General features: G+C 66.2%; 10 protein-coding genes. 5 read left to right on the top strand and 5 right to left on the bottom strand.

Translation table 11 applies throughout. The features are described 5' to 3' along the window. Positions 1-87: 87 nt before the first annotated feature. From F8S13_17015 to F8S13_17000, 4 genes are all read left to right on the top strand, one after another. Positions 88-1,089 carry a glycoside hydrolase family 5 protein gene (locus F8S13_17015; protein ID KAB8141838.1) on the top strand — a complete coding sequence of 334 codons (1,002 nt, stop codon included), beginning with the start codon at positions 88-90 and terminating at the stop codon, positions 1,087-1,089. Between the two features lie 1,146 nt (positions 1,090-2,235). Further along, positions 2,236-3,558, top strand: a complete 1,323-nt coding sequence (locus tag F8S13_17010; GenBank protein ID KAB8141966.1) for a glycoside hydrolase family 5 protein — start codon at positions 2,236-2,238, stop codon at positions 3,556-3,558. A gap of 167 nt (positions 3,559-3,725) precedes the next feature. After that, the gene (locus F8S13_17005) at positions 3,726-5,771 is read left to right on the top strand and encodes a hypothetical protein (GenBank protein KAB8141837.1); all 2,046 of its coding nucleotides are present in this window, start codon (positions 3,726-3,728) and stop codon (positions 5,769-5,771) included. Between the two features lie 217 nt (positions 5,772-5,988). After that, the gene (locus tag F8S13_17000; protein KAB8141965.1) at positions 5,989-6,693 is read left to right on the top strand and encodes a glycoside hydrolase family 16 protein; all 705 of its coding nucleotides are present in this window, start codon (positions 5,989-5,991) and stop codon (positions 6,691-6,693) included. A gap of 64 nt (positions 6,694-6,757) precedes the next feature. Here the strand turns inward: F8S13_17000 and F8S13_16995 are convergent, their stop codons facing one another. Beyond that, on the bottom strand, positions 6,758-7,174 hold the full coding sequence (locus tag F8S13_16995) for a thioredoxin family protein (protein KAB8141836.1): 417 nt from the start codon (positions 7,172-7,174) through the stop codon (positions 6,758-6,760). Beyond that, complete coding sequence (locus tag F8S13_16990; protein KAB8141835.1) at positions 7,171-7,632, bottom strand: DUF4395 domain-containing protein; 462 nt, start codon at positions 7,630-7,632, stop codon at positions 7,171-7,173. The genes F8S13_16995 and F8S13_16990 overlap by 4 nt, the downstream gene beginning before the upstream one ends. 305 nt (positions 7,633-7,937) lie before the next feature. Between F8S13_16990 and F8S13_16985 the strand changes: the two genes are divergently transcribed. Then, on the top strand, positions 7,938-9,050 hold the full coding sequence (locus F8S13_16985; GenBank protein ID KAB8141834.1) for a DUF3524 domain-containing protein: 1,113 nt from the start codon (positions 7,938-7,940) through the stop codon (positions 9,048-9,050). A 120-nt stretch (positions 9,051-9,170) separates the two neighbouring features. Here the strand turns inward: F8S13_16985 and F8S13_16980 are convergent, their stop codons facing one another. From F8S13_16980 to F8S13_16970, 3 genes are all read right to left on the bottom strand, one after another. Further along, entirely contained in the window at positions 9,171-9,956 is a 786-nt protein-coding gene (locus F8S13_16980) for a GNAT family N-acetyltransferase (protein KAB8141833.1), read from the bottom strand. A gap of 48 nt (positions 9,957-10,004) precedes the next feature. Next, the gene (locus tag F8S13_16975) at positions 10,005-10,823 is read right to left on the bottom strand and encodes an AAC(3) family N-acetyltransferase (protein KAB8141832.1); all 819 of its coding nucleotides are present in this window, start codon (positions 10,821-10,823) and stop codon (positions 10,005-10,007) included. A gap of 381 nt (positions 10,824-11,204) precedes the next feature. Further along, positions 11,205-13,043, bottom strand: a complete 1,839-nt coding sequence (locus F8S13_16970) for an ABC transporter ATP-binding protein (GenBank protein KAB8141831.1) — start codon at positions 13,041-13,043, stop codon at positions 11,205-11,207. Positions 13,044-13,054 lie beyond the last annotated feature (11 nt).

Raw genomic sequence — 13,054 nt, 5'->3', positions numbered from 1 at the left:
GCTGGGCTTTGCTGCACCTTGGCCGTGGTGGCCCCTGCCTGCGGCCCACGATCCGCCCATTCCAACCCCAACTGAAGGATGCCAACGATGACAACCCGCTATGGCTTCAACTTTCTGTGGATGTTCTCCTCCGGCGGCGCGCGTCGCCCGCAGGCCGTGGATGAGCAGGCCCTCGACTTTATGGCCGACTTTGGCTTTAATTTCGTGCGCATTCCCACCGACTACCGCTTTTGGGTCAAGGATTTCGACTACTTCCACCCCGATGAGACGGTATTCGAGCAGATCGATAGCTACCTGGCCGCCTGCCGCGACCGAAAGTTCCAGATGAGCCTGAACATCCACCGTGGCCCCGGCTACTGCATCAACGGCAACGAGCTAGAGCGCCACAACCTGTGGGTCGACCAGGTGGCCCAGGATGCCTTTGTGTTCATGTGGGAGACCTTCGCCTGCCGCTACAAGGGCGTGCCAAACGATTTCCTTAACTTTGATCTGCTCAACGAGCCGCCGAATGAGGGCCAGTACGGCATGACCCGCGAGAACCACGCCGCGATCATGCGCCGTGTGGTGGCGGCCATCCGCGCGATCGACCCCGATCGCGAGATCGTGATCGACGGCGTGGGCGGCGGCCACCTGGCCATGCCCGAGCTGGCCGACCTGGGCGTGATCCACAGCGGGCGCGGCTACCAGCCCATGCCGGTGAGCCACCACAAGGCCCAGTGGTGGGATGGCGCGGCCACCGCGCCTGCGCCGGTCTACCCCGGCGTGGTCTGGCATGGCGTGGCCTGGGATCGCGATGTGCTGCGCGAGTTCTACCAGCCCTGGCGCGATGTGGCCGCGCAGGGTGTGAAGGTGCATATCGGCGAGTGCGGCTGCTACAACAAGACGCCAAACGATGTGGCGCTGCGCTGGCTGGGCGACCTGTTCGGCCTCTACAAGGAGCTGGGCTGGGGCTTTGCGCTCTGGAACTTCGCGGGCGACTTTGGGATCGTGGACCATGGCCGCCCCGGCGCGCGCTACGAGCAGCTGCGGGGCCTGAAGGTCGACCGCGAGCTGCTCGACATCCTGTTGGCCAGCCGCGTGGCGGCCTAGCCGCACGGTTACCCTGCCAGAGAAGCCCCTGCCGCCCGGTGTGGCGGGGGCTTTTTTGTTTGCGCTCAGCGTAGTTGGTGTCTTAGGAGCGAAAACCTCCTGCCCAACGAGCAAGCATAGGTTCTAGCTTGCCGCGCAGGGGCTATGCGTTTTGTCTGATGCCGCTTCGCATCGTGGTATCTTGGTGGTGAATCGGTCTTCTCCCCTTCGTGTCTTCGCGCCTTTGTGGTATTCGTTTCCTCTCGCTCCTTGGAGTCTTGGTGGTAAAAATGTCCTCCCCTTCGCGCCTTCGTGGTGAGAAACCCGCCGTAGTGCCGAGCGCGCAAGTGACAGAAGCCGCCACCTGCGGTATAATAGGCCGCATGAACGCGCCACCACAAGTGGCGCTGTTTTTTCGCGGACAGAGAACCGCCGCCGCTGGGGCGAATCCCCAGAGGAACTTCCCGACTTTCCGCCCAGCGTGGGCTTGCCCGCGCTGGAAGGCCACCTCGCGAAACCGTAAGCGAGGGCGCGGCGGCGGCAACGCCGACGTGACGCAAGACGGCAACAGCAAGCATTCCCGCCGGGCGACCGGTAAGGGCTGAAAGGGTGCGGTAAGAGCGCACCAGCGCCAGCAGCGATGCTGGCGGCTAGGCGACCGCGCTGGCTGATGGGAAGCAAGGTGCGTGGGGCAGGCTCATCGTGTGGGAGCCGTAAGGCGTTTGTACCACCCCGTTTGCTCGCATCGCCGCCGCGCGGGCGAGGGCAGGTAACACCTGCCAGACCACAAGCGGCCTACGCCTGGCGTAGAGAGAGATGGCGGCATAACAACAGAATCGGGGGTATGTTCTCTGTCCGCACCCCTTCTACGATCTCCCGCCGCTGGCGGACCCCAGGCCCTAGGTGGCATCTGCCGCCTAGGGCCTTCTGGTGCGCAAAAGTCCCCCTCGCCGTGACGCCTGCCGTGACGCCTGCGTGACGTGATTTTGCTAGTATAGCCCTATCATCCAACATCTCTACGAACGCATAGAGCCGGGCTGCGCTGGGCGGTCTGCGCCATGGATGTCTTCAGCTTGACAAAGGAGTGTAGCCGTGAGATACCGACGAGCAACGTTGCCGCTGCTGCTGGCGCTGATCCTTTCGGTGCTGCTGGCCCAGCCGCTGGGCATGGCCCGCGCGGCGGGCAGCGTGGGCTTTCACGTGGTGGGCCGCAACCTGGTGGATGCCAACGGGAACAACTTCATCATCCGCGGTACCAGCCACGCCTACACCTGGTATACCTCGCAGAACGCGTCGTTTGCCAACATCAAGGCTGCGGGCGCGAACACCGTGCGCGTGGTGCTGAGCAACGGCAAGCGCTGGAACAAGACCACGCCCGCCGAGGTGACGACGATCATCAACCTGTGCAAGACCAACCGCCTGATCTGTGTGCTGGAGGTGCATGACACCACCGGCTACGGCGAGGAGGGCGCAGCCGCCACGCTGGCCGAGGCCGCCGCATACTGGCGCGAGATCCAGAGCGTGCTGACCGGCCAGGAGGCCTACGTGATCATCAACATCGGCAACGAGCCGTATGGCAACACCAACGCCACCGGCTGGATCGCCGATACCAAGGGTGCCATCGCCTCGCTGCGCAGCGCGGGCTTCAAGCACATGATCATGGTCGACGCGCCCTACTGGGGCCAGGACTGGGGCAACGTGATGCGCGACAACGCCCCCGACGTGTTCGCCAGCGACCCCGACAAGAACACCGTGTTCAGCGTGCATATGTACGGCGTCTACGACACCGCCGCCGAGATCACCAGCTACGTCTCCTCGTTTGTCACGCGCGGGCTGCCGCTGGTGATCGGCGAGTTCGGCTTTAACCACTCGGATGGCAACCCCGACGAGGACACGATCATGGCCCAGGCCCAGTCGCAGGGCATTGGCTACATGGCCTGGTCGTGGAGCGGCAATGGCGGCGGCGTGGAGTACCTGGACATGGTGACCGGCTTCGACCCCACCAAGCCCACCAGCTGGGGCACCCGCGTGATCAGCGGCGCGAACGGCTTCCGCGAGACCTCGGTCGAGGCCTCGGTCTATGGCACCCCGGTGACGACGACGCCCGTGACGGCCACGCCGGTGACGCCCACCCCGGTGACGGTGACGCCGACCAAGACCGTGACCGCCACGCCCGTGACACCGACGGCCACGCCGGTGACGCCCACCCCGGTGACGGTGACGCCGACCTCCACCCCTGGCGCGGCCTGCAGCCCGGTGAGCGCCACGATCAGCGCGCCCTTCAGCTACGATGGCGCTGGCAGCTTCTGCTGGAAGACCAGCAGCCTGGGCAGCTACGTCAACTCGTGGAACATGACTAGCCTGACGATCAACGGTGTCAGCTTCACCAACAAGTGGGCCTCGTCGGGCAGCTTCCCGGCGGCGATCGACGGCTACTGGTACATCAGCTACAGCGCCCCCTACGCCTGGAGCCACTTCGAGGCCAAGTAGCCTCGACCTTTTCCTCTATTGCTACACCGCCCGTCGCTCAGCACCTGTTTGGCGCTGGGCGGCGGGCTACGTGTCTGCGGTGGGCGCGGGGTTGCGATCTGCCCCAAGCTATGGCACGATAGCGGTGTGAATCTGCGTCGCCACACACCTATCGTCGAGGAATACGTATGAGAAAATCCCTGCTCGATGTCGCGCTCGCCATCCTGGCGCTTTTTTTTGTTGTTGTTCTGGTCGGGATCTATGTTGGCTCCGAGCGGGCGTTCTACTGGTGGGATTTTCAGGCGTACCACGATATGGCCAAGTACATGGCGCGCACCTTCGCCGAGTCGCCGCTGCTATTCTTCGGTCTGCTGCGCGAGTCGATCCGCCGCGACTACAACTTTATCTTTACCGTGCCGCTGGTGCCCACGCTGGTGCTGTTTCACTACTCGCGCTTTGGCTATGTGCTGGGCGTGGCGCTGTTCTACCTGGTGCCGCTGGCCCTGGTGATGGGGGCGACCGTCAGGCGGCTCCTGGGCTGGCAGAGCCGCGCGGCCTTCTGGGTGGCGGTGTTTGTCACGTTGCTGCTGTCGGTCTCGTGGGCGGCGATCTTTCGCGGCTACCCCGACATTGGCGGCGCGCTGCTGATCGCCTGCATTATCTATGTGTACCTCACCGGCGGCACGCTTACGCCCTATCAGTCGGCCAAGATTGGCTTTCTGATCGCCCTGCTGATGCTGTTCCGACGGCACTTCACCTATAGCGCGCTTGCGATCATCATGTCTATAGCGCTCGATCAGCTGCTGCCGCTGCTGCCCGCGCTGCGGGAGCGCGGCTGGGCTGGGCTGCGCGCGCTGGTGGCCCCGTGCCTCGCGCTGCTGCTCATCCCGCTGACGCTGGTGGCCACGCTGGCCTTGATCGGTATGCCGTTCCTGGTGCGCCTGCTGACCAAGGACTACACGGCGCTCTATCTCTCCTACATGGTGCCGCCTGCGCAGATCGCGGGCTACCTCTACCGCCTGATCGGTGGCGCGGCGGTGCTGTTGGCGCTGTGGGGGCTGGCGGTGGGACTGCGCGGGCTGCCGCAGCGCCGAAACCGCATGTTTATCGTGGGCGTCGGTGCGCTGCAGGCGCTGCTGTGGGTGTTTCTCTCGCGCCAGGAGGCGGTGCACTACGGCGTGCAGTTTGTGCCGCTGCTGGTGGTGGGTATTGCCGAGCTATGCCTGTGGCTGTGGGGGCAGCCGCGCCTGCGCGGGCTGGCGGCGCTTCCTGCGGCCTGCCTTGTGGCAAGCCTGCCTATCGGCCTAGGGGCGCTGGCCCTGCCCAGCGCGGCGCAGGTGCTGGCCCCGCTGCCCACGCCGCCGATCTACCGCACCGACTACGATGAGGTGCGGCGCATGGTTGACTATCTGCGCGACATAACCAGGCCGGATGATGCGATCTATGTGGATGGCTCGTCGGATTTCTTCAACTACGACACGCTGCGCCAGGCCGAGATCATCTTCTACGGCGAGCAGCAGGCGCGGCTGAATCTGCCGGAGACGCCGCAGATCGACTCGCGCGATGTCTACCCGCTGCAGCTGCTGCTCACATCCGACTATGTGGTGATCTCCACGCCGTTTCAGTCCCATATCAATCCCGCCGAGCAGGATGTGGTGCGTTTCCCGATGGACGCTTTTGCGCAGCGCGCGCCGATCGCCCAGGATTTCGAGCTGCTGCCCACCAGCTTTCAGCTGCAGAATGGTGCGCAGATAGCGATCTATCGGCGCACTGCCCCGACTGCGCAGGCTACCGCCATCCGCACGCTGGATGCGATCCGCGCCGCGCTGGGCGGCGAGCGCCCTGGCAGCCAGCCCGACTGGGTGATGCTTGACCCAATTGATAGCGCTACCAGCGTACGCGTGGCGGATGGGCTGCTGTCGCTGACGCGCGCGGGGGCCACCAGTGCTGCCCCGGCCACGCTGCTGCTCAGCAGCGCGGGTGGCTCGGTGCTGAAGGTGGCTGGCGCGCTAGGCGCGGATGAAGGCGCATGCGCCCTGGTGCAGCCGCGACTGCGGCTGCTGGATGCCGACCAGCGCGTGCTGCGCGCGCTGGATCTGCCTGCGGCGCGTGCGGGCGAGGTCTTTGCTTGGTCGGCGGATGTGTCGGGCGCGCACACGGTGCTGCTGGAGCTTGTGCCTGAGGGAGCTGTGCCGTGTATGCTGGATGTGCGCGGCCTGCGGGCGCGGCCCTAGCTACCTAGGCACCCCAACTTTCTTAGTGCGATCAGCCGAGTTTTGGCTCCCTGATCGCTTTCTGTAGGTGCCTATTGCCTAAAATAGTTAAAAATCATTGACTTTTACAGGGCAGAAGGGTACTGTACCTGCGAACGCCTTACTATGATAGAGACCGTAAGGCAGAGCAATTCAGGAGGAACCCTCGATGATTATTCGTCGTTTGCTGCTTCTTGCCATGGCGATGCTGCTGCTAGCGAGTGCCAGCGGTGCTCCCGCGCAGGCCCAGGCACGCACTATCTCGTTTGGCGGCTACGAGTGGCAGGTGCGCGCGGACACCGGCGGCCCCGGCCCCAACACATGGAGCGCCGACAACGTGTGGCTGGACAGCGATGGCGCGCTGCACCTGAGGATCGATAAGGTGAACGGCGCGTGGCGCTGCGCCGAGCTGTACACCACCAAGCGGCTGGGCTTCGGCACCTACCAGTTCCAGGTGATCGGCCAGATCGATCAGCTCGATAAAAATGTGGTGTTGGGCCTGTTTAACTACCCCACGTCCGATGTGGGCGCGGACACCACCAACGAGATCGACATCGAGTTTGCCCGCTGGGGCAACGCCTCGTACCCGATCGGCAACTACACCGTGTGGCCGCAGAAGGCTGGCGCGGCCACTGCTGGCAGCACCTTCAACTTCACGCTGAACGGCACCTACACCACGCACCGCTTCACCTGGACCTCGAAGGCGGTCTCGTTCGCCAGCATGCACGGCCACCGCGATGACACCCAGAACAGCTTTGCCAGCTGGACCACGCCCAGCAGCTTTGCGGTGGGCCAGAAGCCGATGCCGGTGCACCTGAACCTGTGGCTGTTCGATGGCAAGGCACCCTCGAACGGCCAGAGCGTAGAGATCGTTATCAAGAGCTTCAAGTACACGCCCAGCTAGGCATGCGCCCCACACAAAAGCGGCGGGCCGGGGATCTTTCCTCGGCCCGCCGCTCTGCGATGCGCTAGGCCAGCACCGCTCTGCCTAGCGCCTGCTGGCCTAGGGTGGCTGCGCTGGCGTAGCCCTGGTTCAGGTGGCGCACGCTGCCGTCGCTACCCAGCACCACGGTGGCGGGCACCGTCAGAATGCCCAGCGTGTCCACGAGCTCGGGGTGCTCCAGCGCCGAGAGCGCCACCACGGCCACCTGCTCGCCCACGGCGCGCTGCAGCAGATCGAGCGCGGGTTTCTGGCGCGTGCGGCAATCGGCGCAGCTGGGGGTGCTGAACGCAACCACGGCGGGTCGCCCGGCGGGCACGATCTGGGCGAGCGGCGACACGTTGCCCAGCCGCCGCAGGTTGTGGGCCTGCCAGGCCCGCAGCGCGGCCCAGCCCGCGCCCACCGCCAGCGCCAGCCCCACTAATAGCGCGATTCGCTCGATCATGATGCCCTCGCGCGCAGCCGCTGGATCTGGAAGAACACAAAGCAGCCTGCGCAGAACCCGAAGAACAGGTTGACCGCCGCCAGCACCACTACCACCAGCCCCAGCCCCCAGCCTAGCGCCGCAGCGCCCAGCGCAAACGCTACGCTGGCCAGCACCAGCACGCCCGCGCCCATGCCCTGCGCAAAGCGGTGCGGCGCGCTGTCCTCGCTGCGCAGGTCGGGCGTGAGCAGCCCGGCGGGGCGCAGCCACTGGCGGTAGATCTGCTGGAACAGCCCCAGCGGCGGGTAGGCCGTGCCCAGCGCCAGCACCAGCGCCACGGCGGCAACCACCCACGGCAGATCGAGGATGAACGCCAGCGCCACAAACACAATGATACACGCCTGGTTGAAGCGTAGCTGCGTGTGGTCTACCAGCGGGCTGCCTGTGGGTGCGGCGCGCTGGGCGATAGTCTGCGCCATGGGAGTGCTCCTTCTTGAAAGGCGTCTTTGTTGCTTAAGTATGGCACCTCTATTATATAATTACTTTATCAAGTAAATCAAGTATTAATCTTGATCTGAACTTCTGCGCTTGGATGGGGAAGAGTACCTGCGGCCAAGAGGTACGGCGCTGTTCAAGCACGCTGCCGCTTTTGTGCCAGGCCTTGGAGCATAATGGTAGAGAATCTTTGTGCCTTCGTGTCTTCGTGGTAAATCATCCCCGCCTGCTTGAGAACGCTCTCACCGTGTCTGCGGTCGGCCCGCCAAAATACGCTACAATGCGGCCCATGCGAATACTCTTTCTCGACCCATTCCACGGCGGTTCGCACGCCGCCGTGTCGCAGGGCTACGCCCAGCATAGCCAGCACGAGATCACCCTGCTGACCATGCCGATCAACGGGGGCTGGCGCTGGCGCATGCGTGGCGCGGCGGTGACTATGGCCCGCATGCTGCGGCAGCTGCCCGACCCGCGCGGCTACGACCTGATCGTGACGACCGACATGCTCGATCTGGCCAGCTTCCTGGGGCTGGCGCGCGGGCTGGTGGGCGACACACCCGTGGCGCTCTACATCCACGAGAACCAGCTCACCTACCCGCTGCCGCAGGGGCGCTCGCGCGATCTGGCCTTCCCGTGGGCCAACTACACCGCCGCGCTGGCCGCCGACGCGGTGTTCTTCAACTCGGCGTTTCACCGCCAGGTGTTTCTGGAAGCGCTGCCAGGGCTGGTGGGCCGCTTTCACGACCACCAGGAGCTGGACCTGATCGAGGGCATCGCGGCGCGGTCGGGGGTGCTGCACCCTGGGGTGGATCTGGCGCGGCTGGCGCAGGGCGCGGGCGTGGCGCGCGGCGGGCAGCCGCCCGCGCTGCTGTGGAATAGCCGCTGGGAGTACGACAAAAATCCTGCGGCCTTTTTCGCCGCACTGGAAGAGCTGGAGCGGCGCGGGGTGGACTTCCGGCTGATCGTGGTGGGCGAGCACATCGACCCCAACCACGCCGACTTCCTGGCGGCCCGCGAGCGCTTCGGCTCCAAGGCCCTGGCCTGGGGCTTCGCGCCCGACACCGCCAGCTACGCGCGGCTGCTGCACCAGGCCGATATCGTGGTGAGCACCGCCATCCAAGAATTTTTTGGCATCAGCCTGATCGAGGCCATGTACTGTGGCTGTGTGCCGATCGCGCCCCAGCGGCTCAGCTATACCGAGGTGGTGCCCGCCACCCTGCATACCCAGTGCCTCTACCGCACAGATGCCGAGCTGGCCGATCGGCTGGCCGCCGCGATCGGGGGCCTGCCCGAGGGCCTGCGGCAGGAGGCCCGCAGCAGCGCCGCCGCCTACGATTGGGCGCAGATGGCCCCGCGCTACGATAGCGCCTTCGCGGCGGTGGCCCGCCGCGCCCCGCTGTGATGCGCTGCGAGGCCACTAGGCGAAGGCTGGAAGCCTTTGCCTACGGGCAACCGTCCAGCCTTCAGACCCTTGGAGCCTTGGTGGTTAAAACCTTCGCGTCTTCGTGGTGAGAAAAGAATCCTAGCCCTGGCGCTTGCGCACCTCGATCTCCCAGGTCTCGAACAGCGGCTGCATGCCCAGGCTGCGGGCCACGGCGATCGAGGCGTGGTTGTTCTGGCGGCTCACGTAGATGGCCTGCTTGCCCTTGGCGCAGATATCGCGGGCGGCGGCGGCGGCGCACGCGCGGGCCACGCCGCGTCGGCGCGCGTCGGGCGCGGTGAACACCGCCGAGACCTCCTCGGTGTCGTCGATCGGGTAGGATGCCACGGCGTGACCGATCAGCTGGCCGCCCTCGACCACGCCATACACCCGCCAGCCCCGGATCATCCAGTACGAGAGCGCGATAGCGCTGAGCGAGCAGGGCGTCATGTCGAGCGCGGCGTCGGCGCGGGTGAGCAGGCGGGCGGCCACCGGCGGCGCGGGCGGCGCGGCGCGGGTGCCCAGGTAGACCATGCCCTGGCCGGGCGTGTGGGCGCGGCCCAGGTAGCGCTCCAGCAGCGGCAGGAACTCGCGGCGGTGCGCCACCCACGTGGCCGAGCTGGGCCACATGCCCTCCTCTAGCAGCGCCAGGAACGACTCGGCGTCCACGGCGTCGATCATCACGGTGGGCAGCGCGTCGGGGATATTGGCCTCGCCGGCCACCACCAGGCCCACGGCGGCACAGCCCGCAGCGCGCTGCAGGCCATAGACCGCCTCGACCGGCTCGAACAGCAGCGCGCCGAGGATGGCGAGGTTGTGGGCGGTGTCGCGGGAGAGGAACTCGTGCGCCACATCGTGCGGGAGATCGTCGATGATAGATATCTGCATAGCCTATTGGCCAGGGCTGGGTGCGCCAGCCCGTGGCGTGGGGCGGGGCTAGCTGCGGTGCTGCCGCATCCAGCGCACGCCGTAGTCCACCAGCGGCTTCTGGGGCATAAGCCGCGCCGTCGCCATGCCGACCGGGCCTTTTCGCTCAAGGCCGGTCTCCTGCGCGAAGGCCGCGCCGATGTCGGGGAAGTCGTCGTCGTTGAAGTCGAGGTCGCGGAACAGCACCCAGTTGCGCTTGCCCCGGATGGAGACCGGCGCGCCCTGGTTGATCCACTGCTTGCTGCGGTACTCGGCGCGGTACTCGGCCAGGTGCAGCGAGGTGTTGTTGCCATGGCCCACGCCCAGCAGCAGCACGTGGGCATCCAGCTCGTACAGCCGCGCCAGGGGCGAGTGCTCGCCCAGGCTGCTCTCCAGCCGGTGGCCGCCGGTGATCTGCTGGGCGTGCCTGCCCCACGCCGCAAACGAGCACTGCGGGTGGGCGCTGCGCAGCACGCCGGGCTGGCAGCGGAAGCACTCGGCGATCGCGCCCATCTTGCGGGTTGGGGTCAGGGCCGGGTCGAAGGCGGGCATGGTCTGGCGTATGGTGTCCCACCATGCCTTGGGCACGGGCGGGTTCTGCCACTGCGCCGGGTCGCTCAGGTCGGCGCTGAAGGCGGGCATCACCAGGGTGCCCTGCGGGCCAAGCGCGCGCTCCAGCGCCAGCACCGCCGCCACCGGCCCGCCGCACACCCAGCCCAGCGCGCTCAGCGACGCGTGGACAAGTATGGTCATGCCGGGGGTGATCCCCAGCGCCGCCAGCTCGGCGGCGAGCGAGTCGAGCGTATTGGGCTGGCTTTTCTCGAAGCTGATCGTCGCAAGTTCTGGCATCGCGGTAGTGTCTCTGCTGTGCTGATCCCGCCTGATCATAACGGCGATGGCGTCGGCGGATCAGGCGGGTGTATCATACCATGACTTTGGGCTGCACCAAAAAAGTCGTGGTGTCCGTTCTTCTGTATGCGCTGGCATAGAAGCTGCTTAGTGCCAGGTAGCTGGTGTACAAGTGCTTTCGCAGAAGGAGGCATGCGATGACTTCTCGAACCATGGATTTCTACCGCCGCCTGCGCGAGCGGCGCGATGCCCTCCGGCGACGGGCGACATTCTTCGAGCGCATTCTCTGGCTGTGGCAGTAGCCGCCGCGCCGCCATATGACATAAAGATGCGCGCCAGGATCAGATCCTGGCGCGCATCTTGTTGTGCTGGCCGCGCTTGCTACAGCGCCCCGACCGACTCGATATACTCAAGCGACTGGTGGCGGAAGTAGGTGTTGTAGAGGTCGGCGTAGTGCCCGCCGCTGGCCATCAGCGTGTCGTGGCTGCCCTCCTCGATGATCTGGCCCGCCTTCAGCACGATGATGCGGTCGGCGTTGCGCACGGTGGAGAGGCGGTGGGCGATCACGATGCTGGTGCGGTGGGTCATCACGTCGTCCAGCCCGGCCTGGATCTGGGCCTCGGTGAACGGGTCGACGCTGGCGGTCGCCTCATCCAGGATGAAGATCGCCGGGTTCTGCAGCAGCACGCGCGCCAGCGCCACCAGCTGCCGCTGGCCCAGCGAGAGCCGCGCGCCGCGCTCGCCCACGTCGCTCTGCAGGCCCTCGGGCAGGTCGCGCACCCAGTCGCCGCCGCCCAGGTGCTGGGCGGCCTGCTCGACCTCGGCGTCGCTGGCGTCGGGGCGGCCATAGCGGATGTTCTCGGCCACCGTGCCCGAGAACAGGAAGGGCACCTGCGGCACCAGGCCGATCTGGGTGCGGTAGGCCGCCAGGTCGAGCGTGCGGATGTCGCGCCCGTCGATGCGCAGCTGGCCGTGCTGGAACTCGTAGAAGCGCGTGATCAGGCGCACCAGGCTCGATTTGCCCGCGCCAGTGTGGCCCACCACCGCCAGCGTCTGTCCGCTGGGGATGTCCAGCGAGAAGTCGCGCAGCACCCAGCTTGGCTCGGCCAGGCTCTGGGCCTGGTTGGCGTCGCCAGCGTAGCTGAACCACATGTGGTCGAACTCGATGTGGCCGCGCACCGCGCCCGGCTGCTCGCTGGCGGTCTGCACCACGTTGGGCGTGGCATCGATCAGCGCGAACACGCGCTCGCTGGCCGAGAGGCCCTGCTGGAACTGGCTCCAGAACGAGGCGATGCTGGTGAGCGGGTAGAGCAGCGAGCCGAGCACCTGCACGAACAGGAACCACTCGCCCGCCGTCATCTGGGCGCCCAGCGCCCGCTGCGCGCCGAAGTAGACCACCACCGCCGTCACGATGCCGCTGAGGATGTCGAGGATGGGGAAGATCGTGTTCAGCACCCAGCCGCGCAGCAGCCGCACGCGGTAGACCAGCCCGTTGGTCTGCTTGAAGTCGTCGTAGATCGCGGCCTCCTGGCGGAAGCTCTTGGCCACGGCGATGCCGCTCACGGTCTCCTGGATCTTCGAGTTGACCTCGGCGGTGGCGCGCTGGCTGCGCTGGGTGATCGTGCGGGCGATGTGGCGGAAGCTGAGGGCCACCACGAACACCACCGGGATGATCGTGATCACCATCAGCGCCAGCCCGGCGTTGATCGCGAACAGGATGCTGGCCACCATCGTCACCAGCAGGAACTGGCTGAACAGATCCATGGTGAGCGTGACGGTGTTCGAGAAATCCTGGGTGTCGGATGTGACGCGGCTGACGATCTTGCCCGACGCGTACTGGTCGAAGAACGACATGTCGCGCTGCATCACCGCCGTGAAGGCGTCCTCGCGCAGCGCCAGCACCACGTTGCCCACCACCTTGGCCGAGAACGACTGGCGGATGTAGTTGAACAGCCAGCCCATCGAGCGCAGCAGCGCCACGCCGCCGGCCAGGGCCAGCGCCACCTGGGCGGCGGGGTTGCCCTCCAGCATGTCGATCCCGCTGGAGATCACGAAGGGTGCGGCGGCCTCGGCGGCGGTGCCCAGCACCACCGCGCCCGCTACCATCAGCATCGAGCGCAGGTGGGGGCGGAAGTAGTCGGCGATCCTGCGGATCAGGTCGCGGTCGCTATAGGTGCGGTCGTAGTCCTCGGCGTCTAGGCCGTCGAGCACAAAGCCCATAGAGGTAACCT

The organism is Chloroflexia bacterium SDU3-3, assembly GCA_009268125.1.
GTDB lineage: Bacteria > Chloroflexota > Chloroflexia > Chloroflexales > Roseiflexaceae > SDU3-3.
Note: the sequence above shows the minus strand (reverse complement) of the source record. Positions and strands in the feature narration are given on the sequence as shown.